Annotated in this window: 18 protein-coding genes; 11 read left to right on the top strand and 7 right to left on the bottom strand. The window is 53.9% G+C overall.

Features of this window, described 5'->3' with window-relative positions:
* Positions 1 to 657 precede the first annotated feature (657 nt).
* Together ACVWYY_RS09610 and ACVWYY_RS09605 are read left to right on the top strand one after the other, a co-directional pair.
* Positions 658 to 1,578: a branched-chain amino acid transaminase gene (locus tag ACVWYY_RS09610; RefSeq protein ID WP_457440393.1), complete on the top strand. Its 921-nt coding sequence runs from the start codon at positions 658 to 660 to the stop codon at positions 1,576 to 1,578.
* A gap of 96 nt (positions 1,579 to 1,674) precedes the next feature.
* Positions 1,675 to 2,193: a phosphoribosyltransferase gene (locus tag ACVWYY_RS09605; RefSeq protein ID WP_414329088.1), complete on the top strand. Its 519-nt coding sequence runs from the start codon at positions 1,675 to 1,677 to the stop codon at positions 2,191 to 2,193.
* Positions 2,194 to 2,407: 214 nt separating this feature from the next.
* Here the strand turns inward: ACVWYY_RS09605 and ACVWYY_RS09600 are convergent, their stop codons facing one another.
* Positions 2,408 to 6,187, bottom strand: a complete 3,780-nt coding sequence (locus ACVWYY_RS09600) for an FkbM family methyltransferase (RefSeq protein ID WP_457440391.1) — start codon at positions 6,185 to 6,187, stop codon at positions 2,408 to 2,410.
* A gap of 506 nt (positions 6,188 to 6,693) precedes the next feature.
* Here ACVWYY_RS09600 and ACVWYY_RS09595 point away from each other — a divergent pair.
* Positions 6,694 to 7,245 (top strand): type IV pilin protein, encoded by a 552-nt coding sequence (locus tag ACVWYY_RS09595; protein ID WP_457440389.1) that lies wholly within the window; start codon positions 6,694 to 6,696, stop codon positions 7,243 to 7,245.
* Between the two features lie 109 nt (positions 7,246 to 7,354).
* Here ACVWYY_RS09595 and ACVWYY_RS09590 read toward each other — a convergent pair whose 3' ends face one another.
* The 3 genes from ACVWYY_RS09590 to ACVWYY_RS09580 all read right to left on the bottom strand — a co-directional run bounded on the left by ACVWYY_RS09590 (position 7,355) and on the right by ACVWYY_RS09580 (position 9,945).
* Complete coding sequence (locus ACVWYY_RS09590; RefSeq protein WP_457440388.1) at positions 7,355 to 8,305, bottom strand: glycosyltransferase family 2 protein; 951 nt, start codon at positions 8,303 to 8,305, stop codon at positions 7,355 to 7,357.
* Positions 8,306 to 8,322: 17 nt separating this feature from the next.
* Positions 8,323 to 9,240 carry a 2OG-Fe(II) oxygenase gene (locus ACVWYY_RS09585; protein ID WP_457440386.1) on the bottom strand — a complete coding sequence of 306 codons (918 nt, stop codon included), beginning with the start codon at positions 9,238 to 9,240 and terminating at the stop codon, positions 8,323 to 8,325.
* A 561-nt stretch (positions 9,241 to 9,801) separates the two neighbouring features.
* A complete protein-coding gene (locus tag ACVWYY_RS09580; RefSeq protein WP_011432125.1) occupies positions 9,802 to 9,945 on the bottom strand; it encodes a hypothetical protein in 144 nt (47 codons plus the stop codon).
* Between the two features lie 171 nt (positions 9,946 to 10,116).
* Between ACVWYY_RS09580 and ACVWYY_RS09575 the strand changes: the two genes are divergently transcribed.
* The 3 genes from ACVWYY_RS09575 to ACVWYY_RS09565 all read left to right on the top strand — a co-directional run bounded on the left by ACVWYY_RS09575 (position 10,117) and on the right by ACVWYY_RS09565 (position 15,301).
* Positions 10,117 to 12,174 carry a glycosyltransferase family protein gene (locus tag ACVWYY_RS09575; protein WP_457440384.1) on the top strand — a complete coding sequence of 686 codons (2,058 nt, stop codon included), beginning with the start codon at positions 10,117 to 10,119 and terminating at the stop codon, positions 12,172 to 12,174.
* Between the two features lie 201 nt (positions 12,175 to 12,375).
* Positions 12,376 to 14,343, top strand: coding sequence for an O-linked N-acetylglucosamine transferase, SPINDLY family protein (locus tag ACVWYY_RS09570; protein WP_457440382.1), 1,968 nt, complete (start codon positions 12,376 to 12,378; stop codon positions 14,341 to 14,343).
* Between the two features lie 628 nt (positions 14,344 to 14,971).
* Entirely contained in the window at positions 14,972 to 15,301 is a 330-nt protein-coding gene (locus tag ACVWYY_RS09565; RefSeq protein WP_457440380.1) for a hypothetical protein, read from the top strand.
* Here ACVWYY_RS09565 and ACVWYY_RS09560 read toward each other — a convergent pair.
* Positions 15,298 to 17,463: a serine/threonine protein kinase gene (locus ACVWYY_RS09560; RefSeq protein WP_457440378.1), complete on the bottom strand. Its 2,166-nt coding sequence runs from the start codon at positions 17,461 to 17,463 to the stop codon at positions 15,298 to 15,300. The genes ACVWYY_RS09565 and ACVWYY_RS09560 overlap by 4 nt on opposite strands.
* Before the next feature lie 242 nt (positions 17,464 to 17,705).
* Between ACVWYY_RS09560 and ACVWYY_RS09555 the strand changes: the two genes are divergently transcribed.
* The 4 genes from ACVWYY_RS09555 (at position 17,706) to ACVWYY_RS09540 (ending at position 21,782) form a co-directional block, all read left to right on the top strand.
* The gene (locus ACVWYY_RS09555; protein WP_457440376.1) at positions 17,706 to 18,899 is read left to right on the top strand and encodes an RNA-guided endonuclease InsQ/TnpB family protein; all 1,194 of its coding nucleotides are present in this window, start codon (positions 17,706 to 17,708) and stop codon (positions 18,897 to 18,899) included.
* Between the two features lie 206 nt (positions 18,900 to 19,105).
* On the top strand, positions 19,106 to 20,074 hold the full coding sequence (locus tag ACVWYY_RS09550; protein WP_457440409.1) for an NAD(+) kinase: 969 nt from the start codon (positions 19,106 to 19,108) through the stop codon (positions 20,072 to 20,074).
* 45 nt (positions 20,075 to 20,119) lie between these two features.
* A complete protein-coding gene (locus ACVWYY_RS09545; RefSeq protein WP_457440374.1) occupies positions 20,120 to 20,758 on the top strand; it encodes a histidine phosphatase family protein in 639 nt (212 codons plus the stop codon).
* Between the two features lie 64 nt (positions 20,759 to 20,822).
* Positions 20,823 to 21,782, top strand: a complete 960-nt coding sequence (locus tag ACVWYY_RS09540; protein ID WP_457406911.1) for a patatin-like phospholipase family protein — start codon at positions 20,823 to 20,825, stop codon at positions 21,780 to 21,782.
* A gap of 104 nt (positions 21,783 to 21,886) precedes the next feature.
* On the opposite strand, the gene ACVWYY_RS09535 is transcribed toward ACVWYY_RS09540, so the two are convergent.
* Together ACVWYY_RS09535 and ACVWYY_RS09530 are read right to left on the bottom strand one after the other, a co-directional pair.
* Positions 21,887 to 22,930, bottom strand: coding sequence for a DUF58 domain-containing protein (locus tag ACVWYY_RS09535; protein WP_457440372.1), 1,044 nt, complete (start codon positions 22,928 to 22,930; stop codon positions 21,887 to 21,889).
* A 261-nt stretch (positions 22,931 to 23,191) separates the two neighbouring features.
* Complete coding sequence (locus ACVWYY_RS09530) at positions 23,192 to 24,349, bottom strand: DegT/DnrJ/EryC1/StrS family aminotransferase (RefSeq protein WP_457440407.1); 1,158 nt, start codon at positions 24,347 to 24,349, stop codon at positions 23,192 to 23,194.
* Between the two features lie 194 nt (positions 24,350 to 24,543).
* Between ACVWYY_RS09530 and ACVWYY_RS09525 the strand changes: the two genes are divergently transcribed.
* The coding region (locus ACVWYY_RS09525; RefSeq protein WP_457440370.1) for a glycosyltransferase family 9 protein at positions 24,544 to 24,923 on the top strand (380 nt) is incomplete at its 3' end.

Below are 24,923 nucleotides of genomic sequence, written 5' to 3'. Positions count from 1 at the left end.
AAAATGCCAAGCAAAAGTAAGGAAGCAATCGAAAGTTTTGCAGGCTTTATTTACAGCTGCTTGAGCAACCACCTCCTTACCCTACACCCTGAGACTCAAGAAGCCTTGCCACAAGGAGCATTGCTGCCTTCGCAAGGAGTTTATCCCCCTTGCGTCATAGGGTGTAGTTGCTCGGCCCCTCTTCAGCTACGAACTGTTTGCTTCTCCAATCCAACCCTCTCGGAAACTGACTGGCTAAACAACGCTGCTGCGGGGGAGGAATACCTGATACATTCACGCTGAACTCTCCTGAACATGGTTCAGGAAAGAAGCGATCGCATCCTGCCTATCTCTGAGCAGGAAGGCGGTATCCCGCAAAGCCCTGAGGAATACCCCCCGAGCGCTTTCCCCCTTCACTTCCCGGCAACCGTTGCGGTGGACTCAAGGATCAGGGGGAAACTTGGTCTACTATATCCCTCTCAATGACTTTTGCCAAACCGCCTAAAGCTCAGTAAATTCAGCAAAGTTCAGGGTTTTGGGGGTTAGAGGCATGCTCTACGCCTATCCCGCGTGCTGCTACTATAGGCAGGGAAGTCATGCTGACGTTGGAGCTCCCGGCACTGCACGAATCGGTGATAATATTCCTACCTCTCATTCCTACCCCGGTGGGTGCCGACCATGCCAGATTTTCTGCCCTACGCCTACTTTCAGGGCCAGATTGTCCCCTTTGCTGAGGCGAAGATCTCCATTGCCACCCATGCTCTGCACTACGGGACAGCGGCGTTCGGCGGCCTACGCGGGATCCCAGACCCGCAAAACCCGGATCAAGTTCTGGTGTTCCGTCTGGATCGCCATTGCCGACGACTGAGTCAAAGCGCCCGCCTGCTCTGTTTTGATCTCCCTGCTGAACGGATTGAGCAGGTGATCGTCGAGCTGATCCGAAAAAACCGTCCCTCCACGTCTTTCTACATCCGCCCCTTGGTGTACACCTCCGACCTAGGCATCTCGCCGCGGCTGCACAACATTGAGAAAGACTTTTTCGTGTACGGCTTGGAACTGGGGGACTACCTCTCGCCAGAGGGAGTCAGTTGCCGCATCAGCTCTTGGGCCCGGCAAGAGGATCGCAGCCTACCATTGCGGGGCAAGATCACCGGCGCCTACATCACTTCCTCTTTGGCCAAAACCGAGGCGGCGCAGGCTGGCTATGACGAGGCCATTTTGATGAACTCCCAGGGCAAAGTGAGCGAAGCCTCGGGCATGAACATCTTCATCGTGCGCAATGGCGTGCTGATTACCCCCAGCTTCGACCAAGATATCTTGGAAGGGATCACCCGCGACAGTGTCCTCACCCTGGCCCGTGATCTGGGGATCCCTACCCAAGAACGGCCCGTTGACAAATCGGAGCTATTGATTGCTGACGAGGCCTTTTTAACCGGCACTGCTGCCAAGATTACGCCCATCCGCCAGATCGAGCAGTACGTCCTGCCCCCCTCCCGCCCCATCACCGAGCAGTTGCGGCAGAAGCTGACGGCAATTACCGAAAATCGGGATCCCGTCTATGCCCATTGGGTGAAGGTGATCCCTTTGAGGGGGAACTAGGTATCTCAGACTCTCGATCTGGGTGCAAGTCGATGGAAGAGAACATCAGTCAATATAGTTAGAATTGAGCACTCCAGACTGCTATAGGGGGATCCCTTGCACGAGATTTCCATCACCTGGGCCGACTACCACCGCAAAATCGAGGAGTTGGCCGTCAAAGTCTACGAAAGCGGGTGGGAATTTAACCAAATCGTCTGTATTGCCAAGGGGGGGCTGCGCATCGGCGATACCCTGGCCCGTCTTTTCGACCTGCCCCTGGCCATCCTCTCGGCCTCTTCTTACTCCGGCCCCGGCAACCGCCAGCGGGGGCAACTGACCTTCTCGCGGGATCTAGCCATGACCACCGCCAACCTGGGCAGCCACGTGCTGTTGGTGGACGATCTGGCAGACTCTGGCATGACCCTAAAGCGCTCTGTCCACTGGCTCAAGCACCACTACGGCTTCTACATCGAGGAGATCCGCACCGGCGTACTGTGGTACAAGGCCGCCTCCGTCTATCAACCCGACTACTATGTGGACTATTTGCCGGATAACCCTTGGATCCACCAGCCCTTTGAGCCCTACGAGCAGATGACGCCTCAGCAGTTGATGCAATTGCTACGCTCTTCCGGTTAGTTGAATTTGCTCAAATTGGCTTGCTCGCGGCGCCTGCAGTGTCTAACGTCAGTTGGACTTCTTGGCATGAGCTGTCTACTTACGATTGCCCACCCCCACTGCAAGCTCTGTTCCCCAGAAAAGTTGAATGACTTGCTCGTACAACAGAAACCACCCAGCCCTGGAAAGCTCCTTGCTCAACACAAGCAAAAGAGCAAAATTCGGATCCAACTTTCTAAACCGATATCATGTCTGCAACTTTTTCCAGATCTGAAGGATGAATCGCAATAATGTTTAGAGTAGAAATCGAGTATTGCTGAGTCTTGATCTTGGCTAGCTTATTCAGGAAATGGTTGTAGGTGTAAAACTCATATCCCAAAGGCTCCAGTATTTTAGCTGTAGAAGTTCCAGTAACTTTAGGGCCGTGCTTGTTTTCAAGAATAAGAACAGGGTGACTGGCGGCAAGCAACTCTAGACTGCCGGAAACGACCTGCTCTTCCGCGCCTTCTACATCAATCTTGATAAGATCAATCCGGGGTTCACCTTTCGAACGCCACACAGAGTCCAGGGTAACAAGATTCACAATTTTTCCTTCACCATTATTTGACGCCTGCCCTGATGCCTGCTTCGGATCTCCGATAGAGTTAAATGCCCCAGATCTTTCTTCTCCTAACTGAACAGTGCCTTCATGCTCACCGGCAGCAGCTTCGATAAGGAAGACAACATCCTCTAGGGAGCTGGCACTTATTGTCTTCCGCATACACTGAAGACAAGAAGCCGTGGGCTCAATTGCGATTACACTACCCGTAGGGCCTACTCGATGCGCAGCAAGGAAAGTATATACTCCAACATTTGCCCCTACATCGATTACGTTCATCCCTGGTCTTAAAAAGTGCTTGCAGAAGCTAATCTCGCTCTCAAACCATTCTCCTTGAGTAAGTAGAACGCGCGTGACAACACTCGAGAACGAAGGCTCGAGGGAGAGTCTGCAATTTTCATAGTCAAAATAGAGATCGGGCTGCGCAGGGAAAGAGGCTGTTTGCACTCGAGACACAACCTCCCACAGTGCAATTTCCTTGACCAGCCATGCTTGGCGATGAGTTGGATCAAGGCTAAGTATATGGTTAATTGGTATTAGCCCTTCTATCTTTTTCTGCGAGAGAAGCTCAATCGCTACCGCCAGAGCTGCTTGTTCATCATCTGGATCTATCGAATAAGTTAGGTTCCAAAATCGCATGGCTTCTGGGCTGTATACGACCCCAATATGAGTAGCTATCCATCTGGCTAAATAATAGAGGTAACTGTGTTTCGTGTAAGCATTTGGGCGGGCAGAAACTTCGCTTTCAACCCAGATGGGGAGATCTATCGCTTTGGAAGGACGTAAACCTGCCGCTTCTGTGCACAGAAATTCTAGTAGAGCGTAGGCATCTTCAAAGGCGCGAGGACGATCGCCCAGTACCAGTAGAGCATGTATTCGATTTAGCCAGCAGGGAACATGGCGGGGATCCTTAGCCAAACTTCTTCGCCACAGGGATAGTGCCTGTTCCCAAGCAGATTGACGTGTTGAGACTGAAGCATCAGCACTTAGGGATCGAATGAGCTCGATCCCAGCTTGGTTCCATTCATCTGGAGTTGAGTACAAGTCGTTGGGGTGAAACGTATAAGTTTCGTGGGATTTACCTTCCAGGATGTGGAAGAAAGCAGCTTCCATGCTGCGGGCATGTTCTCTTGGATCCCAAATCACCGACCAACGGCGAGAATCCTTGATTTGCCTTTTGATCCGATTAATCCACTCCGGATCATTGCCCAGTTGGATCCCACGTTGGATAAACTCTTCTACTGACCAAGTGATACAATCTTCAAGACCGATATTTTTTAGCAGACTGTAGCTCATTCGGCCGTAGTAATGGCGACCTACTAAGGTAAGAACTGGCACACCCATGTAGAGAGCTTCCATAGTGTGGGTTGCGCCTGTGTAGGGAAAGGTATCTAAGACCAGATCCACCAAAGCCAGTTGGCCGCGATGCTCTTCTACAGTGCTGGTTTTGGCTAGAAATCGGACGCGATCCAAAACATCTAATTCTTTGGCTCTTTCCTGATAGCGCCTGATAACCGTGGCAATTTCCCCCGAGCCTTTGACAATTAGGATACCGTTAGGTACGGCTTTTAGAATCTGCAGGTGAGCATCAATGCATTCAGGGGTGCGCTTGTAGGCACTGGCCGCAGTTAGAAGAACAATATCTTGCGGATCGATTCTCAGCTTAGCTCTGAAATCTATCTTATCAGCGGGCAGGACGTCCAGATAGTCCACAGCACAGTAGCTAGGCAAGCGGATAATTTTTTCATGGTAATCGGCCTGTGCATCTTCAGGAAGGATATAGGGATCGGCAAAGAAGTAGTCAAATTCCGGCAAACCAACAGCATCTCCACCCAGCCAACCAATTTGGATGGGGGCAGCTCGCAAAGCTGCTACAATATTCGCATCGTGGCAGGTAATAGAGTCCATAAATATCATAATATCGATGCGATCCTCGCGTGCTTGAGCAGCTACTTGAGGCGAATTGGTTTCTCCTGGAAAAAAGCGAAAATGGAGATTTTCGTGAGAGCGAAACTTTTGATACATATTGTCATGACTGGCCATATCTTCATTTTTCCACCCCTGGTAGTAGTAGTAGACAACGTCCAGAAGATCGCAAGATAGGTTCCTGAGAGTAGCCTCACTGAGAAAGCCAACCGAATGTCGCTGAAAGCAGTTACCCAGAAAGCCTACCCTCAGCTTTCGCTTAGTTCTGCCAGATCCGCAGTAGTCTTGCTGATTCTTCTGCCAATATTCCGACCAAAGAAAGTCTCGCTGAGAAGCCATTAAGCTTAGGCAGTCGTTAAAGATTCTACCACCAATTTGTTGGTAATGACGAATCAGAGAGCGATCGTCAGTTAGATAACTCCAACAAAAGCAAACTCGAAATATAATGGATTTGGAAATTGTTAAGCTCTCAAGTAGGTTTTCGTCATCAATTTTTAAGGACTTTAAGTTAGTTTCCCTTGACAAAATCAAGTCTATAATTTTTTGAATAACAAGGTTTATCCGTTCTGGCTGGGCAGCATGGATCAACTTTTCCAGCGATTCTGATAGAAGGGATAGACGAAGAGTAAAGTTCTCTTGCACCTGTGAGCTCTCGGCCGCCGTGATGAGAGCTTCTCCTAAAATGGAATAGCCATCACTGGTAGAGTTCCGGAAGAAGGCGCGGGCTGCCCTCTGAAAAAAGTCACCGATTAAGTCCTCTATCGTCCACAAACCTTCATAGCGCTTCGCCTGCTCGGGATCCACAGCATTGGCTAGCTGGGCCAGCAAAGCAGCAAATCCGGATTTCTGGTCCTCCAAAAGACGAGCTTGTAAAGCTGTGGCCACCTCAAAAAACAAATCCAGGTAGCCGTCATCCCATAGCCGCGCGAGCAATTCAGTGAGGAGCGGCTCCTGAGTAATATCGAGGCTCTTCTCGCCGCCTAGGCTCTCCAGCAAGGCTTGCCCATAAAAGCCAACTGCCAGCTCATCCTGAGCTTGCAGGGCCCGCATCAGCAAAACTTGGGTGTTGTCCCGCCGGCTTGGATCCAGCTCAAAGGCCATCTCCCGCAGCTTCAGACAAGCCTGAAGACGCTGCTGTGGATCCTGCGTGGGGCTGTTTTCCAGACGACTTGCGAGGGATAGCAACAAATCCAAGACTTTCTCCTGGGACAGGATCCCTGTTCTCACCAGAGGCGTGTAAAGCTGGTAAGCAAGGTTCAGCTGGTTCGCAGCCAAGGCCTGCTCCAGCGCTGACAAGGTAATTGCCTCTGGCTCAGAGGGGGAAGCCAAATCATTGGCTGAGGAGAGGTCAAAGAAACCCCACAGGAACTCCCGCCAATCCTTTGCGCCTTGCTCTCGGTAAAAAGCCACCAACCACTCCGCAAAGGTATCGGGAGACTGCTGAAGCAGTTGCTTGGCTTCCAGGATCCGGGCTTGCAGCGTAGGGTTCATAGGCTGAAGGAAGAGCATGACTCTAGTCAATAATAAGCTCAACTATACTGAAAATAATGTATAATATGTTCAGTACGGATTACTACCAGTTGATCTTTCTGTTTACTTTCGAGTCTGCCAACATGGTAGCCAAAGCAAAGCAGAAAATTGGTAGTAAGACGACACGGAAACTGCGCTTTGGGTATTCTACTCAAAGCTTTGCGGGATACCGCCATTCTGTTTGGACTCCGTCCCGCTAACGCGAATGGAAACAAACAGAATGCTATCGCTGCATAGTTGAACAGTGATGTTCAGCAGTGTTCAGCGTAAATGTATCAGTGCTAGTCTTAATCTGCCATGCTGAGGCCGGCTCAGCTAAACCACTGACCTGTGTCAGGCTCATCTGGCAAAAATCCGCAATTGCGCCAGGGAGCAGGCTGTTATGAGTCGCCCTTGAGCGGGGTAAGTTAGCACTAGCAGGTGAGCTGCACAGTTAACTCTCTAGTTTGCTAAAGGATCTGGTACTCATGAGCGCAAAGTCTCGTCAGTCTCTGTTGCGGGCCAAACTGGCTCAGCAAATTCTCTCCAAAGCCAAGGGCTTCACCCTGATTGAGCTGTTGGTGGTGATTGTAATTGTGGGTGTGCTGTCTGCAGTGGCAATCCCGCAGTTCTTAAACCAAGTGCGCCGCTCCCGCACTGCTGAAGCTCAAGCAGCTCTCACGGCAGTGGGTCGTGGTTCTGAAGTCTATCGCCTAGATGTTGGCGTGTACCCGAACAGCTACACCAGAATTGAGTTCGGATGTCCTACCACTAGTGGGGCTGATTCCTGCGGCGCTAGGGGCGATAAGTTTATGAATGATCCCTGGAGCGCCCCCAATTACCAAACACCAGTGGCCAGCGATATTACTAGTACTGCGCCTCAGGGGATGCGCTGGAACACCACTGCTGTCTCGGGTGCAAGCCGCTACGTTAACGCTTCTGGTCAACCTATTCAGTGCACCATTGGGCTGGGATCACAGGAGACAGCTGTGGCTACTCTGGCTACCTTTGTTGGTAAGAGCTGCAACGTCTTTGACTAGTTTCTATCTCTACTTTATGTACTCCGTGGCTCCCTGTGGGGAGCTTTTTTATTTCAGTTGCTCCAGTCTCCCTCAAGAGTAGGCAAGGGCTCTAGGCTAAACCAGTGAACTAGAGCGAGGACAGTAACTGTGATGGGTAGGAGATGCGAGTAAGAATACCCTTTTCGATGAGGTTCTGGTTGGTTTCAGGACTGCTGTAAAGTATGAACTCTTGATAAAGAGCTTCCATACGAGTTCTATCTCCTGAGCAATAAGCGTCCCGTGAGGTTAAGTGAAAAGGCACCCGAATAGGATTAGACTTGGAGCGCCACCAGTAGTCGGGAAAGTTTCCCAGTTGAGCATACTTTTTATAGTAGTTTTGAAAGCCGCAGTTCAAGTAGTGCAAAATAGAGGGAGACGACGTTACTAGAGTATGATCCCCTGGAATATCAAAGCTATGTACGCTGTTAGGCAGAAGAGAGGGATAGATCCGAGCTGCTGACTTTCCATTTTGATAAGCCAAAAAGTATTGACTCTTACTAGAGATCTTCTGAAACCGGGTATAGAATCCGGGATCCAAAATAGCAGGGTTTCTCTTAAATAAAGTGACCTCGCGGAAGTAGTCTTCGATCTCAAACGCTTCGGGAGCTGCTTCGTGGTTTAGGAACGTAACCTGGAATATATCGTCGCTTACTTGATCAAACCAATCCAAAGCCATCATCTGGCCAGGATAAAAAAGCTCATCTCCATCAATATGAAGAATCCAGTCCATGCCCTGATCCAGGGCAAGTTGTATAGCAGTTTCTACGTTAAGGATCTGACGAGCCATGACCTCATAGCCAACATGAGGGCCATATTTTGGGTAGAGAACATTCCCCAATGCTTGTTGGACTTGCAAAGCTTCATCGTTGGGAATAGCCGTTACATCGGAAAACTGAAGTGCCACCTGAATAGCGGGATCCTCTGGATCGTCAAAGAAGATATAAATATGGTCAATTCCAAGGGCAAGGTGATAGCGAATGAACGACTCCAAGCACACGCCTGGATCCCGAACAGTGGTAATTATGCAAACTCTGGCCATGGTGGAGCTGCAAGCCTTTAGGTGAATTGCTTGGCTCCTAGCCAAGTATTGATAGTGAAGCGGCTATCGGCAAAGGCTTGGCTAGGGCTAAATACCGGCAGGATTTCATGTAGGCAACTGCTGGAGAAGAAGACGATGCTGTTATTTGTAGGAGTTACCTCATCGTATGCACCGTGCAGGATTGGTGGATGAGGTTTTTGCCTTTGGGTATCGTAGATGCGCAGCTCACCTCCTCGATAAGGCTTTGGCTCTTTGTGGAAGTAATATACGCAGCTCACCTGGCGGAAGGCAGTTTGTGGGTAGGAGTTATCGGTGTGGGCGGTAAAGAAGCAGCCATCATGGCTGGCAATCATCTCCATCTCAAAGATTTGAATGTCAAAGTTCTCAATGCCTAGCTCAGCAAAAATCTGGGGAGCAACAGCCGCAATTTTTTCTCGCAGCAGGGATCCATGCTCCTGAAAGTAAGCGAAGTCCAGCCTCAGGGAGCGGCGAAATTTTAGTGACTCTGCCTCGGTGTTGCTGTTGCTGTAGCTCTTGGAAGGGATAAACTTGTCTTGGTGGGTAATGGCATGTTGGAGAATGGCTTGGTTGAGCTCTTGAGGCAGGAAGTTATCCAGCTTGATGTATTTACAGGGGTAAAACCGGTTGGGTTCTGAGGGATCCGGCTGGGTAAAAGTCAGGAATACCGGGTTAGCTGCCAGCAGTGATCCAGGGCCAATTGCTTGGATGTGAGCGAGATCCTGCTCGGTTAACCCTTTGTGCTGGGGATCCCAAGTGAGGAGATGGATCCCTTGGCCTAGATTGGGCAAAACCTTCTGCAGATGAAAACTGGGATCTATCCCCATCAAATCTAGGTTGGCTTGGGCTATGGCTCCGTAGCGGCAATGGTTGACCAAGTATAGGGCTGAGTCGGCCAAGTAATCCCGCAGTAGCAAAGACTGAAGCAGACAGGTACGGTAGTCCGTGAGTTCAGTCCAGAAACAAACGCCAATCTGGGTCTCTGGGAAACATTGACCGAGATCTGCCAAAAGGGCAGGAATGGGGCCTTCTAGGAGTAGAACCCGTTCTTCTAATCCCAACTGAGAAATTTGGGTTTGGATATCTTCTGTGCTGATTGACTTTTCGGATGAGCTCTGTAGGGGATTCCGTAGAATCACTGCTAACTTTTCAGGATAGCGAAGCATTGCCTGCAAAACAGCTGCGGACTCTTCCCAGCCAATCTGGCAGAAGATTTGCTGGCTAGGAAGGCAGGCTAAAGCCCAATCTAAGAGCTGGGTGAGACTCTGAGCTTGCTCCAGTTCTAGGAGAAGATCCTGAGCAAGGTCTTGGCAATCCATGGGGAGGGATCCCTGACGTCTGCTCTAGCTTAATGTACCCGGATCCACCCCCAGTTCTCACAACTTTTAGGCCAGGCGCTCAGCCCTTTGCTGCTCCAGTTCAGCCTTGGCAGGCATCAGTTCCCCAGCGGCAGTGGCCCACAGAATCCAGGTGGCCTCCTACCCTCCCACTTCGCTGGGTACAGCCTCAAAACCTCGCTCGGCATGGGTGGTGGAGATGAGCAAGTCCATCTGGCACGTGTGCCGCCAGCTTTCCATGGGTATGCCATTGTCGTAGGAGAGCTCGTCTTGGGTAGGGGCCATCCAGGCAGGTAAACTGGATTCGGCTCTTGCAGACAGGGATCCATGGGGTTGCTTATAACCTATGCTCGGCTTATCGTTTTCCAGGGCAACAGAGATCCCTTGTTGTTGTGTCCAATCCTAGTAGCCTGTAGGAGTTAGAAGAACCTGCCGCTCAACTTGGGGAGTCGAGAAATGCAAGACATCAAGGCCAATGCTCCGCGAATTCTCCTCAATTGGCCAACTCCGCCAGACTATATCCCGCCCCCGCAGCTTTCAGATCGGCAGGTCAGTCTTTGCCCCAAGAGGAGAGCCAAGGGCTTTGGACTAAACTTTGTCAATCTCTCTAAGGAATTGGTGGAGTGCCCAGAGGGAGACTATGACCTCTATGACTTTGTGCAGCAGTCTGAGCAAATTACAAATAAGGAGTTTGACCTAGTTATTGTTTGGACTTCCAGCTTTGACCAGAGTAATCCCCTAAATACAAGGAAGTTTAAATGCCCCACACTCTTGCTAGCTGGAGACACCCACCACTGGAAACTTCCCATCAACCATCTCTTGGCCTACTGGGCTACTGAAGGCTTTGATTACGTCGCTACTGCCTATAACTTCCAGCATTTGCACTGGTTTGCCGCAGCAGGCGTTGAGAATCTTGCCTGGTTGCCTCTTATCTCCATGCGCACTGTTACCCACGATTGGGTGGAAGATAGAGAAAATCAAGTGGTCTTTATCGGCCAACAGGGATCCCGCCATCCCAGGCGTTGCCGGCTGGTTCAAGCCATAAAGAATGCAGATTTGCCCATCCTCATCAAAACAGCCAACCACCAAGAGGCAGCCAAATGGTTTGCCCATTCTCTGATTTCCTTTAACTGCAGCCAAAATGGGGATCTGAACTTAAGGAACTTGGAAGTGATTTCTGCAGGGGGCTTTCTGCTCACCGACCAGCTCTCCTTCGCCTCAGGATTGGACGAACTTTTGGCGCCCGGCACCTACTGCGACACCTACAACTCCGAAGCCCAACTCCTGGAGAAAATCCGCTACTACCTAGACTATCCCCAGGAGGCCATTCAAATTGCCCGCCGCGCTTATCACACTTTCGACCAACACTGGCATCCCCGCCACCGCATTCAGAACCTGCTGGACTGGGTGTTTGGGGGAGAGCTGCCGGAGCCCTTTCGTTACTCGCCCCGCTCTGATGTGCGCTACTTTGTCAGCACGGCCAGCTCTGCCTGGATAGACACACGACTAGGAATCTACGAGCCCATTCAAGAGCTGCATCGCGTGCAGGAGCGACTGAGGGTATTTGTTGGCCGAAGCTGTCCTGGGGTGATAGCAGCAGACTTGCTGGACTTGCCGCGGCTGGAGCTGTACGTGGAAGAGGGGTTTGGGGATCCCTGTGGTCTGCTGCAGCAGAAGGGAGTGCCCGAGCGAGTTCATGAGGTGAGGGGGGAGCCGAGCAGTTGGCCCAGCTTTGATGCGGTGGTGTGCACGGTGGGAGACTTGCAGCGGCTGGGGCAGCCTTTGAGGGCCAGCTTTGCTTTCATTCCGGGAGAAGATACCCAGCTCCTCTTTGCCAATGCGGGGAACATAACAGAAACTTTTCTCATTGACTTAATCCAAAAGGGCAGCTCTGCTCCGTCAGCTTGGTTGCGGGGGTACGAAGGCCTTGAGTATGAAGGGACAGTAGCCAGCCTGAGCCGCATCTATCAGCCTGCGGCTTCCATTCTTCCTGATGTCAAGGTTGTCGTGGATGTGAGGGCCGGGGTAGGTGTGGCCAGCGCTTGTTTCAGAACTCTTCACCCTGAGGCGGCTATTCACTGTTTCGAGGTGGATCCCTTGGCCTTGCACCTGCTGCAGCAGAATGCTCTTGGCCTGGGCAACTGCTTTGTGCATTCGGTGGGGCTGGCGGGGCAGGATAGTTGCAGAACCCGTCGCCTCTGGCCGGAGGATCCTCAGGCCGAGTGGGGAGTGGAGCAGCTGCTCCCTTTCCGGGAAGCCAGGGCAGCCCTCAAGGAGTTGGGTTTGGAGCCCATCGATGTGCTCAGGGTGGCTACAGGTGGAGATGAGGTGGAGGTGTTGACCAGCTTGCAAGAGCAGCTCAAAGACATCAAGGTGATTTACGTGGAGTTTACTTCTGAGCAAGACCGCAAGCAGATTGACCAGATGTTGGATCCCTCTCATCTCCTCTGGCAGGGGGAGATTTCTCAAGGTAACTACGGCTGTCTCTGTTACCTGAGCAGAGCTTACGTTTAGGTAAAGTAGCTGAACAAAGTAAAAAAATGAGCCACGGAGCGGAACAAATACGACTCTCTCTCAGATCTAAGCTTCCTCTTTAGGTCTACCTGCATGTTATCTTGCCTGTAAAGTCATCTTATCCCCAACTGAACTGACTATAACTGGAAAAAACTATACTGGGCAGACAAGTCAGGAGAATTTCTAGCCATCTTGTAGTAGATGTCAGACTGGATACTTACAAACAAACTTCTGGCCGGGATCCAAGCCCAGCAAGCAGGAGATTTGCGACAAGCAGAGGCCATTTACTCCGAAATCTTGGCGGATTTTCCTGAGCATGCAGATGCCCTTCACCTGTTGGGAACGGTAGCTCAAGCCAGAGGAGACTCGGAATTGGCAGCGGCTCTCATTGCAGAAGCCATTGAGCAACATCCCGAAGTGGCTCTGTATCACCACAATTTGGGTGTCGTCTATGAGTCTTTGGGTCAACTGGAGGAAGCGCTATCCTGTTATCAGCAAAGCCTGAAACTGAATCCACACGCTGCTGGATCTGCCTTTCAAGCTGGAAAAATCTTAGTTAACCTGCGACGTAGCGAAGAAGCCATTGCCCTACTCAATCCTCTACTGGAAAACTCGGATGAACAGACAGGGATCCCTTTGGCGCAGGTGCATCTGAATCTGGCCATCGCCTACCGAGATCAAGGAGAACACGCTGTTGCCTTGGATCACCTGGAGAAAGCATTGGCTTTGGATCCCCAGTTAGAACAGGCTCGTTGGTTTTATCATCTCTACTTGCCGGCAGTCTATCAGAGTGAGGAAGAGCTCAACTCCTTTCGTGCTCGCTTTGTTGAGCACCTGGATCGTCTTATTGAGGAAACTCCCCTAGAAACAGAGGAGCAACGTCGCACAGCGCTGTGGGCGTCAGGACTGGGAACCAATCACTACCTACAGTACCAAGGCTACAACGACCTGGATTTGCAGAAAAAATATGCCCAGTTTGTTCAACGCATAGTCAACGCCTGTTATCCCGATTGGAGATATCTTCCTTGCCAATCCCAGCCAGAGGATCCCATCCGAGTTGGGTTTGCCTCAGCTTCCATGCGAGCTTGCTCTTACAGCCGCTTATCTCTGGGTTGGGTTAAGTACCTGAACGCCAATTGGGCTGATGGACAGGCTAACTCGGAGCGAAAGTTTCAAGTCTTCGCCTATCACTTGGATCCCAGAACCGATTTCATGACAGACCGGTACCGTCAATATGCCGATGTGTTTCGACACATTCCCACCGGACTTGAGGATGCAGCCCGACAAATCCTGCAGGATCAGCTAGATATTTTAGTGTATTTGGAGATTGGTCTTTCACCTCTTATTCTGCAACTGGCTTCCCTGCGACTGGCACCGATACAGTGCTCCACTTGGGCTCATCCTGTAACTTCTGGGCTTTCTACGATTGACTATTTCCTCTCCAGCGATTTAATGGAGCCAGAGGATGCTCAAGAACATTATAGTGAAACCCTGATTCGTTTACCTCATTTGGGCACTTGCTTCGAAAAGCCGGTTTTGCCTCAGCAAAAGCGCTATCGTGAGGATTTCGGCCTGCGCAGAAACGCAGTGGTTTACCTAGCTTGTCAATACTTGGGTAAATATCTGCCCCAATATGACTATCTTTTTGCCGCTATTGCTCAGCGAGTGCCCAACGCTCAATTTGTTTTTTTGGCTCTACCCAATGCTGCTATTGCCCGACAATTTCGGGAACGGCTCACCCGAGCTTTTTCTTTGTATGGCCTCAATGTAGAAGACCACTGCCTGATCCTGCCCGGATTGGATTATCAAGACTACTTGGATCTCAACCGCTGTGCCGATCTTATGTTAGATTCCTATGGCTGGTCAGGTGGGATCACCACCTTAGAGGCCGTTGCGGTCGGATTGCCTGTGATCACTTGCCCTGGAAAGCTGATGCGGGGGCGGCATACCTATGCCATTCTCAAAAGAATGGAGCTGGACAGTTTAATTGCCTCGGATCTGAAAAGCTATGAGGATTTGGCCGTAAAACTGGGATCCGATTCTGAGTTTCGCTACCACATGGCTGAGGAGGTTCGGCAGCGACGCGACCTACTCTTCGAAGATCGAGAATGTGTGGCAGCCCTGGCCCATTTCTTCCTCACCAGGAAGCCCGACGCCAGTAGTGGTTAGCCCACTGCGAAAAAGGGTTTTGCTCTGGATCCCTTCCTGAGGACAAAATTGGCTCAACGGCCCCACTACGCCCTTGAAGCTCCCTTCTCGAGGTCAACAGCGGAACAGCCCCCCCAGGCCGGTGCAAGCCTAAACGTGGGAAAATCCTGTCAGTGATCTGCATTTTGCTGAGAATTGCTCAGAGCATCGTAATCTAGAGGAACATTGACATCCGGTGTCCGGAGGAGTGCTTATGCCAGGGCCAGCATCGAATGCTTCTAGAGCTCCGCAGGGATCCCTGCAGAGGCTGTTCTTGGGCCTTTTGGCCTCAGCTGCGGTTTTGGCAGGCTGTGGAGGAAGTGGAGGGAGTACAATACCGCCTCTGGTGAACGTCTGCGAACAAGCCTTCAGTCCAGGCCTTTTTGCATCGATTGGTCTGCGCCGACAGGGGGATAGGCGCAGTGGAACCTTGGGGCCAAATAGCGACTTGGAGATCTACTTCGATGAGAGGGACAATGTCATAAATGCCCGGGAAGTTCCACCTCCCCCTGGCACGTTTACCTTTTATGTTGATGGATTCCTTTACTTTCCTTCTGCAGCCAATGTTACAGGAGTTACTATCCGCCTAACTAGTCCAGTCTTCGACCCTGTGCTGGTCATCTTTGGTCTTGATGTCAACAGGGAGACTGATCCGGAATTCTTCTTCATCAACGATGACGCAGAGCCTGGTGATTTCACCACCTCCGAGCTGACGATCCCAGTACGGCAAGACCGCTGCTACCTGCTCTTGGTGGAAAGCTACTGGGCGCAAAATGCCTCTCCAACGGCTGGGCCGGGTAGCCCTGGGCGAGGCCCTTACACCATCGAAGTTGTGAGCGAAAGCTTTGCTGCTCCTCCTCCACCGCCTCAACGGCAACAGAAACCGGAGGATAGAGAAAACGGCGGTGGCGGAGACCGAGGGGGGGGTGTCGGCCTCTAGCTCTGGCGGGTGAGCTTGATGGCAAAGTCAGCGCTGCCACAGGTGGCTCTGCCGCGAATCACGCGCCCGTCAGGGCTGACCGTGCCACTCCAAGCAACGGTTGGGGTACCGCTACCCCCTATCCTGCCGCTAACAGAAAGTTGGCTGCCGATAAGCTGGCCACTGCGCTCAGAAAAGCTGGGGGAGGAAACGCTGATCTGGTTGCCCTCCTGACGAATGAAGACGGTTTCCTGGACGCCAGCCGCAACATTGACCTTGCACAGGGATCCCTGCCAGATAAAAGATCCTCCCTCGTAAAGCCACTCGCCGCTGAGGGCCAGCTCTGCCGCAGGTGTTGGCGTTGCCGGGGCAGGTGTGGCAGTGGGAGTGGGGGATGGAGTCGGGGTGGGGGTAGGAGTACGAGGGACAAGCGGGGTGAATCGAGGGATAGGGGTAAGCGTCGGTGTCGGAGTGGGTGTTGGCGCTGGAGTCGGGGTGGGCGTCGGCGTCGGCGTCGGGGTGGGCGTTGGCACCGGAGTGGGTGTTGGTGCTGGAGTCGGGGTGGGTGTCGGCGTTGGAGTGGGAGTGGGTGCCGGTGTCGGAGTCGGGGTGGGTGTCGGCGTTGGAGTGGGAGCAGGTTCGAGTGTAGGTGTTGGGGTTACTTCAGCGGTAGGGATCGGATCCGGTTCTTCCCGGCTATCGCGGATCGTTGGGCGTGGCCACAGCAAAAAGGCGGCCAGCAGAGCCATGACGCCTAGGGATCCCCCGGCCAAAACCCACTTCAGGTTGCTGTCGGAAGGTTGCAGAACCGTTTGGGGGGCAGCTTGCCGCAGAGGGCGAGTGCGGGGAGTATCGGTTCGTGCCGGCGTGGCAGGGCGAGCGACGGGGGGATCCTGAACGGTCGGGAGAGCGTTGCTGGCTGGGATCACTGTGGAGGGCGTTTTGGGAGTTTCATCCTCACTTTGGGGGGAGGGATCCGGTGTTTCCGGCGAAGCTTCTGCTGAGGAGGGTTCCCGCTCGGTGATGTAATAGGGGATCCCTGCACCTGGGGAGGGGGGAGAGACCGGCTCATCTTCGATGAGATCCAGATCCTCATCGCGGATATCTTCAAAGGCTCCAGAAGCTGATCCTGTATTGCGGGTGGTTTGGATTGGTGGCTTGGGGTCAGAAGAGGGTGGAGCATCCTGTTGAGGCTTGGCGCTGCCGGTGGGCAGGATCACAGTGCTGGCTTGGCCACTAGAGAGTTGGGTGGTTGCCGTCAGGTCATAGGCTTGCAGCAGTCGTTCCCCCAGCTCCCGCATCGTTTGCGGTCGTTCGTCTGGGTTTTTTTTCAGGCAATCCATCACCACGGCTGCTAGAGGGGGTGGGATCGGCTGGGGGGCTGCCTTCGGGTTGATCTCGATTGGGCTTTCGTAGCAATGGGCGTGGATCCAGCTGTGCAGGGAGTCGGTTTCCAGCTGAAAGGGCATGGATCCCGTCAGCATCTCGTAGAGCACTACCCCAAAGGAGTAGATATCCGAGCGGGCATCCAAGGCTTTGCCCCGTATCTGTTCGGGAGAGGCGTAGCGAGCTGTGCCGATAAATCCTCCCCCTTTTTGGGTGCCCAGGCTGAGGGTGTGATCCGCCAGGGTTTTGGCCACGCCAAAGTCGAGGATTTTCAGTTGGGGGATAAGCTTGCCATTTTGAAAAACTTGCTCGATGAAGAGGTTGCTGGGTTTGATGTCGCGATGGATAACGCCTCGAATCTCGCGACCCTCTACCTTGGCCTGAAACGTGTGGGCAAAGTGCAGCCCCTCACAGGCCTGCAAGGCTAGTCGAACGGCTTGTCGAACCGGCAAAGCCCCTTTTTCTCGGATCAGCTTGCCCAGATCCTGCCCCTTGAGGTACTCCATCACCAAGTAGGCCTGCTCCCCCTCTTGGCCGTGATCCAAAACCTTGACGATGCGAGGATGCTGGCCCAGAAGGGTGCTGACGCGGATCTCTTCGGCAAAGCGACGGCGCAAGTCTGTCTGGAAGTCGCCCCAGCTCAGCAGCATGGGGGCATATAAGATCTTGACAGCTACCTCTTGGCCGTTGTTGTGTAAGTCTAAGGCGCGGAAGACGGATCCCATACCACCGCTACCAATTTCTTGAATCAGCTGGTAGCGGTTGCCCAAAATGCGGTTGGTGAGATCTGCGGTCATGGGTTTGCAGCTTGGAAAAGAGGAATTGCAGGGGGAATGTCCATACCATAAACCGAATTGCTGAGGTCTGCACCAGCCTACGCCGGTGGCTGAACTCAGGGATCCGGATTGGGGCCATCTGTTGGAAATGGCGGGGTTTTCAGTTGATTCTTCAAGGTGACTTCTCAGCTAGAAATCGCAGGAGCCCCGCCCTCTGTCCGTAGGACGAGGGTCGGGAGGAATGCGGAAGTTATGATAGAACCATGACCCAAGTCCTGACCGTCTCCTGCAAGCTCAAGGTGTCCCAGTCGCAAGCTGCAAAGTTGGATGCGACAATGGATGCCTTTGTGCAGGCGTTGAACTGGGTCAACCAGAACACACCCGAGAAAGTCGCCAACGCCGTTAAGCTCCAGTCTCTGTGCTACCGCGAAATCCGTGCTCGGTTCGGCTTGTCCAGTAACTTGGCCCAGCAGGTCTGCAGACGGCTGGCCGGCGCCCGTAAAGTTGCCCGACAGAAAAACCGCCCCGTCAAAGCGTTCAAAGGGGGCTTCGCTACCTACGACGCTCGTATCTTTTCGTTCCGCGAGAAAGACTGGACGGTGTCGCTGACCACGGTGGAAGGCCGAGAACGCTTTGAGCTGGCGATTGGCCGTTACCAGAGAGAACAGTTGGCGGGCTCCAATCCCAAATCTGCCACTCTGGTCAAGCGCAAAGACGGTTCCTACTTCATTCAAATCTGTGTGGAAGCGGAGCCATCCCCACCGCAAGGCACGGATAGAGTGCTGGGCGTGGATTTGGGAAGGACGGATATTGCCCATACGTCAGAGGGGGACAACTGGAATGGACAGCAGTTGAACCGAATCCGAGACCACTACTCCAAGCTGAGGGCGGTACTTCAACGCAAAGCCAGTAAGGGCACACGCAGTTCGCGGCGCAGATGCCGTCAACTGTTGCAACGGCTGTCTGGCAAGGAGAGGCGCTTTCAGGCGTGGGTCAATCATCGCATCTCCAAAGCTATTGTCTCTAGGGCAAAGGCGACAAACAGCGCTCTTGCTCTGGAAGACTTGACAGGGATTCGGGAACGCATCAACCAACAACCCCGCAGTAAAGCCGAACGGCGCAGGGCCAACAGTTGGGCGTTTCATCAACTCCGTCAATTTTTGGAGTACAAGGCTCTGCGTGCAGGGGTTGCTTTGATTCTTGTTCCGCCTGCCTACACGTCGCAGACCTGCCACCGGTGTTTGCACATTCATCCCGACCCTGCGCAATCCTACCGCAGTGGAAAGAAGTTTAAGTGTGGACACTGTGGATGGGAAGGGGATGCGGACTTGAATGGTGCGAATGTGATTGCGCTTTTGGGGGCTGCCGTAAACCAGCCTAGAGGCTCGTGGTTGGCTTGCCAACTGCAGGGCTACCGAAAGCCCGCCCTGTGCTGCGAAGCAGTCAGGGTCGGGTAGTTTACATTTACTTAACTGTTACTTAAAAGTTGTAGAAGAAAGCTCTGGCGGGGGCAGTGACGCTCAAGGGAGAGCTGCGGTGATCGGTTTCACCGTCCAAGAGAACATTTTCTGGTTAACTTTGGGGGGGATAGTCTGGATTATCCTGAGCAATCCCCAGCCTGAAGAAGGGGACAATCGACAGGGATCCCTTGATGAGGTTGACCATGGACTTGGGCTTGGTGGTGATTGCCTACAAAGAGGGGGATCGGGAGAGCAAAGCCGCTTGTCAGAGGTGTGCTGAACAGTTGCGCCGGCGCGGCGTTACGGTGTTAACGGCTCCCACCGGCTTGCACCACAACCCCTACCCAGTCTTTTTGGAGGCCACCTCGGATCCCATCGATCTGGCAGTGGTGCTGGGGGGAGATGGCTCGGTGTTGGCGGCAGCACGATACCTAGCCTCCTATGGGATCCCGATTTTGCCAATCAAAGTGGGGGGTAGGCTGGGGTTTTTGGCCCAGTCGGAGCGGGTGTTGCAGCAGGATCCCTGGGATCGCATTCAGGCAGGGGATTTTTTCTTGCAAGCCCGCACGATGTTGCAAGCCCAGATTTGGGAACAGCCGCAGTTGGGGCAAGGGGATCCCTTGGCCGCCCGTGGAGAGGGAAAACCCCAGGGCCGCCCGGCCAGCGAAGTCTACTATGCCCTCAATGAGATCTGCCTGAAGCCAATCAACCGAGAACGGCTGCCTGCCGCGATCATGGAGATCGAGGTCAACGGAGAGATTTTGGATCAGTACCACGGGGATGGCGTGCTGGTGGCCACACCGACGGGATCCACCTCTTACACTCTGGCAGCCAATGGCCCCATCCTCGAGCCCACCCTCGACGCCATCATCATCACCCCTATTTGTCCCCTGAGTTTGTCTAGCCGTCCTATTGTCATCAGCGGCACAGCCAGGGTGGACATTTGGCCTCTTGCCGATCCCGAAGGGTTGACCCGCCTGTGGACAGATGGCGTGTTGGCTCAGTCGGTGAATCCCGGCCAGTGGGTTCACATTCAGCAAGCGCCTACACCGGCCAAGCTGATGATCCTGGAAAAAGAGCTCTCCTACTTTCGCACTCTGCGGGAAAAGTTGCAGTGGGCAGGTAGCCGCATTTACATCCCCACCACCAACCACCGCCCCGAAGGGGGATAAGGAGAGCTAGAGTGGCGAAGTTCACCACCCATCCGCACATCTCCCATGAGCCTGAAACTTTACCTCCTCAGACACGGCGAAACCCCCTACAGCCGTTCCGGCAGCTTTTGCGGCGCTCTCGATCCCGACCTCACCCCCGAAGGCAAACAAATGGCAGAAGCCTTTGCCGCAGCCTATGCTGGGATCCCTTGGCAGGCCCTCTACGTCAGCCCAATGCGGCGTGCCTTGGCTACCTTGAGCCCCCTGGCCGAGAAAGTTGGCTTGGAGATGCAGATTCGAGAGGGCCTAAGAGAAATTCACTACGGCGAGTGGGAGGGCAAAACCCACGCTGAGGCGCAAGAAGCCTACCCAGAAGCCTATTGGCGCTGGATGACCGAGCCGGCCTGGAACGCCCCTCCGGGGGGCGAAACCGCCGTGCAAATTGCCAATCGGGCCATGCCGGTTGTGGCCGAGATCCAGGAAAAATGGACCCATGGCAACGTCTTGATCGTCTCCCACAAGGCCACCATTCGGGTTATTCTCTGCAGCCTGCTGGGCATCGACCTGGGTCGCTACCGGGATCGCATTGAGGTTTTGGCCGCCTCGGTCAGCGTGGTCAAGTTCGACCGCTATGGCCCCCTTCTGGAAATCTTAGGGGAACGCAGTTATCTGCCTTCCGATCTGCGGGAAAGGGCAGGTACCTAATTGTTAGAGGGAGCAAGGTTTAGGATTCTTGAGGTCTTTTGGGTCTCTTTTTGAGGGAGCAATCATGGGCAAAAAACTGGGATTAGCACTGGGCAGCGGCGGAGCGAGGGGATGGGCTCATATTGGTGTGATTCGAGCTCTAGAGCGGGCTGGGATCTCCGTTGACTACATTGCTGGGACGAGCATTGGCGCTTTTGTGGGAGCCATTTATGCAGCGGGAGAACTGGATGAGCTGGAAGACTTTGTGCGAGATCTCAACTGGAAGATGATCCTGTCTTTGTTTGATGTGGTCTTTCCCACCTGTGGCCTGCTGGATGGCAACAAAATTTATGAGCTGCTGACAGAACATTTGCAAGAGCTGTGTATTGAAGAGGCCGGGATCCCCTTTTGTTGTGTGGCTACCGACTTGATCACAGGCCAGGAGGTGCTGTTGCGTTCGGGTAAAATGGCAGATGCCGTGCGGGCCAGCATCTCTATCCCAGGAATTTTCACTCCCTTTCACCACGAAGGGCGCTATCTCGGAGATGGAGGCATTGTCAATCCGGTGCCGGTGCGGGTGGTGCGGGAGATGGGGGCTGATGTTGTCATCGCGGTCAATCTCAACCATGTGGATCCCGCGGATGTGGAGTCGCAACTGGAAGAAACAGAGGTGGAAGAAACCCTTCAACGGCGACAGCGCTTGAATGCTGAAGGAGAAGTGATCGAAGAAGAAACCAACTTCATCACCCGCATTCGCAAACGCTATCAATCCCTACAACAAGGGATCCAAGAAAAAATTAGCCAATGGTTTCCAGATGAGCCCTCTGGTCCCAATATTTTCGACGTTATTGGCAAGACGTTGAACGTGATGGAGCAAATCGTTACCCGCAGTGTTTTAGCCGAACATCCGCCGGATTTGCTCTTACAACCCAAGCTGAGCCAGTATGGGATCTTCGATTTTCATCAAGCAGATCCGATTATTCAGGAGGGCTATCGACAAATGCGGCGGGCCATTCCAGAATTGCGACAAAAGTTGGAGCAGTGAACCACCACTTCTTCAGCAGTTTAACCTAAAGCTTTGCAAGGATCTGCAAGCCAAGCTTTCCAAACAATCTCAGATGGATCCTGCTATCAAAATGGGCCTGAAGCTCACTCAATTGGGATAAATTGCAACAGCGATCCCGTGTGGATGAGATGGGCCGGGGCAGATTTTCCATCCTGGTCGGGATGGGCCAGCAGCACACAGCGATCTTGAGGGGTGAGGTCAAACTTGACAGAGGGATCAGGTTCTCTTTCCAGTGGAGGGCTGAGCTGGGGATCCCCGACAAAAGTAAGTCGTGCCAACACGGTCAGCAGGTGATCTTGATGGGCCAGGTCTGACCCAAAAGGAGTCCGCTCTTGTAACGTAACAAGTGCTACCGGGTAACCTTCTCGCATCAAGTAGAAGAGGATCCCGGCACAGCGCTCTACAGCTCGCTCCAACTTGTCTCGATGGATCTCGGGCCTCTCTTTCTGGGGCTGCCAGCGGTTTTCAAAACAGAGGGTGATGGCCTGGGCTCGTGGACGCTCCAACTCCCGCACGATCAGTTGATCCCGTTTGGCCGAGATCTTCCAGTGGACAGAACGCACATCGTCGTGGGGTCGGTAGGGCCGTAAGCTCAGGTAGTCTCCCTCTCGACCAGGCTGGGGGCGCAATTGGTTGCCGCTGCTGAGCTGATCCCACAGCACCAATCCTTGAACCGGGGCGAGCTGCGGAAACACGATCACCGTTTGGGGATCCCTAATCTCTACCGCCTTGCGGAAGAGTTCAAATGGGAAGCTGGTGGCAACTTCAAAACCCTGCAACTGCCAGGCTCCCCGCCTTGAAAAAGTATGCTGGTAAAAAGTGTCCACCTTGGCACCGGGATCCACCCGCAAAACATAGCTGGAAGGCCAATCTTCCCGCCTCAGCCCCTCAATGCGTTCGCTCACCTGCAACGAGAAGCTGGGCAGCCGCCGTTTGCGATTGACCAGCGTGAGACCCACCAAGACAGGCTGGCCGGCGAAAATGCGGCTAGGCAACTGCCGGCTCACCTCCAAATCTTTGAGGGTGATATCAGAGAGGGTACCGCTGATGAGGATGAGGCTGAGCAGCATCCCCAGCAACAAGTACAGGGGATTGTTGCCGGTGTTGAAAGCAGCAATACTTACCAACAGGGCGATCCCGACAAACCGCCCCCCAATACGGGTGAAGCGGAAGCGGCGCAGAAAACGAACCTGGCGCCTTGATTCCTGCTCTGAGGAGAAGATCCCCAGGCTTCCCGTCTGTTGAAGTAGTGGAACTAGTTTTCGGCTTCGTTTCCACAACACCGCAGTCCCCTCATCACTCCTTCATCCCCGGCCCCTCTCCAAAGGAGAAAGAGGTCTGGAATCTACAAGCTGCTTCAGTGTAATTTGAAATCACCATAACCAGTGCTACGGGCAGGTTTTTTCTGAGAGGATTTCAGCAATGGCCGCAGCCACCCGCTCTTGTTGACAGGTGGTCAACTCAGGAAAACACGGCAAAGACAACACCTGAGCCGCACATAGCTCGGCATTGGGCAGATCCCCCCGCCTGTAGCCCAGCCCTCGGTACACCGGCTGCAGCGGCAACGGCAGAGGATAGTAAACCCGACTGCCAATGCCCCGCTCCTTCAGACCCTGCTGCAAATCGTCCCGCCGCCGCCCATCCGTCGCCTCAGAACCCACCACCCGCACCGTGTACTGATGCCACACCGAGCTGCCCCCCACCCCCACCTGAGGCAGAATCAAACCCGGGATCCCTTGCAACAGCCGCCCATAGCCCTCCGCCACCCCCCGTCGCCGCCAGTTCCACTCCCGCAGATAAGGCAACTTCACCGAGAGAATCACCGCCTGCAGCGCATCCAAACGGCTGTTGAGACCCAAATGCTCGTGGTGGTACGGACGGGTCTGCCCATGCTCCCGCAGCGCCCGCACCCGACTGGCCAGTTGGGGATCCCGCGTCACCACCGCCCCCCCATCCCCAGCCGCACCCAGATTCTTGCTGGGAAAAAAGCTGAAGCAGCCCACCTCCCCCCAAGTGCCCACCGGCCTGCCCCCCCAGCAGGCCCCCACCGCCTGGGCACAATCTTCCACCACCGCCAACCCATGCCGCCGGGCAATAGCCAGAATCTGGGTCATGTTGGCCGCCTGCCCAAACAAATGCACCACCACCACCGCCTTGGTGCGGGGGGAGATGCTCCTTTCCAGCAGCTGCGGATCCAGGTTAAAGGTGCACGGATCCACATCCACAAACACCGGACGCGCCCCCACCCGGCTGATGGCGGCAGCCGAGGCAAAAAAACTGAAGGCACTGGTGAGCACCTCATCCCCCGCCTGGATGCCCAAAGCCTGCAAAGCCAACACCAAGGCATCGGTGCCGGAATTGCAGCCGACGGCCTCCAGGGGGCCACCCCCCAAAAACTGGGCAAACTGCTCCTCAAAGCGCTGCACCGCCGCCCCGCCGATGTACTGGCCAGAGGCCAGCAGCGCTTCCAGCTGCGGCTGCAACAGCCCGGCCAAAGCGCGGTACTGCCCCGTCAGATCCAGCAGCGGAATCGGCTCCTCCGTCATGGTGCTGCCTTTGCAGAAGGTGGCGGCCACAGCCCATCATCGCGGATGAGAGCCTGTGTACACAACGCTCTGGCCCAGAAGGGTTCTGGGGTTTGTCTTCCGCGGGTCGAGCTGGCCCTGAATCTATCCACCCAATCTGAGATAGAGTAAGCGGGGATCCCCTAGGCTGGATACAGCTTTCTACAGGATGCTTTATGCAGGCGGTTTCTCCAGCAGCTAAAGCCCCTTTGGCACCTCGGATTCTGGCTTTGGTGCCGGGCGGGATTGGTGACCAGATTTTGTTTTTCCCCGCCCTGGCCAGTTTGCGGCAGCGCTTCCCGGAGGCGGAGCTGGAGGTGGTTGTGGAGCCGCGGGCGGCGGCTGCCTACGAGGTTTGTCCTTCGGTGAGTCGGGTGCTGACTTTTCCGTTCAAAGAACAGCTGTCGTTGGGGGATCTCAGCGACCTGCTGGGGCGCATTCGGGAGCGGCAGTACGACGCAGTGCTGAGCCTGGGCCGAAGCTTGGGGGTCAAGCTGTTGTTGTGGCTGACCGGCATTCCCAAGCGGGTGGGCTATGCGCCGCCGGGGCCGGGGCG

The organism is Thermostichus sp. MS-CIW-34, from assembly GCF_054060435.1.
This window is presented reverse-complemented; position numbering and strand designations above follow the sequence as displayed.

Excerpts from the sequence above, each read along its gene's own strand:
- ACVWYY_RS09610 (WP_457440393.1), top strand. The coding sequence starts at position 658 with ATGCCAGATTTTCTGCCCTACGCCTACTTTCAGGGCCAGATTGTCCCC.
- ACVWYY_RS09600 (WP_457440391.1), bottom strand. The coding sequence starts at position 6,187 with ATGAACCCTACGCTGCAAGCCCGGATCCTGGAAGCCAAGCAACTGCTT.
- ACVWYY_RS09595 (WP_457440389.1), top strand. The coding sequence starts at position 6,694 with ATGAGCGCAAAGTCTCGTCAGTCTCTGTTGCGGGCCAAACTGGCTCAG.
- ACVWYY_RS09590 (WP_457440388.1), bottom strand. The coding sequence starts at position 8,305 with ATGGCCAGAGTTTGCATAATTACCACTGTTCGGGATCCAGGCGTGTGC.
- ACVWYY_RS09580 (WP_011432125.1), bottom strand. The coding sequence starts at position 9,945 with ATGGCCCCTACCCAAGACGAGCTCTCCTACGACAATGGCATACCCATG.
- ACVWYY_RS09575 (WP_457440384.1), top strand. The coding sequence starts at position 10,117 with ATGCAAGACATCAAGGCCAATGCTCCGCGAATTCTCCTCAATTGGCCA.
- ACVWYY_RS09570 (WP_457440382.1), top strand. The coding sequence starts at position 12,376 with ATGTCAGACTGGATACTTACAAACAAACTTCTGGCCGGGATCCAAGCC.
- ACVWYY_RS09560 (WP_457440378.1), bottom strand. The coding sequence starts at position 17,463 with ATGACCGCAGATCTCACCAACCGCATTTTGGGCAACCGCTACCAGCTG.
- ACVWYY_RS09555 (WP_457440376.1), top strand. The coding sequence starts at position 17,706 with ATGACCCAAGTCCTGACCGTCTCCTGCAAGCTCAAGGTGTCCCAGTCG.
- ACVWYY_RS09550 (WP_457440409.1), top strand. The coding sequence starts at position 19,106 with ATGGACTTGGGCTTGGTGGTGATTGCCTACAAAGAGGGGGATCGGGAG.
- ACVWYY_RS09545 (WP_457440374.1), top strand. The coding sequence starts at position 20,120 with ATGAGCCTGAAACTTTACCTCCTCAGACACGGCGAAACCCCCTACAGC.
- ACVWYY_RS09540 (WP_457406911.1), top strand. The coding sequence starts at position 20,823 with ATGGGCAAAAAACTGGGATTAGCACTGGGCAGCGGCGGAGCGAGGGGA.
- ACVWYY_RS09530 (WP_457440407.1), bottom strand. The coding sequence starts at position 24,349 with ATGACGGAGGAGCCGATTCCGCTGCTGGATCTGACGGGGCAGTACCGC.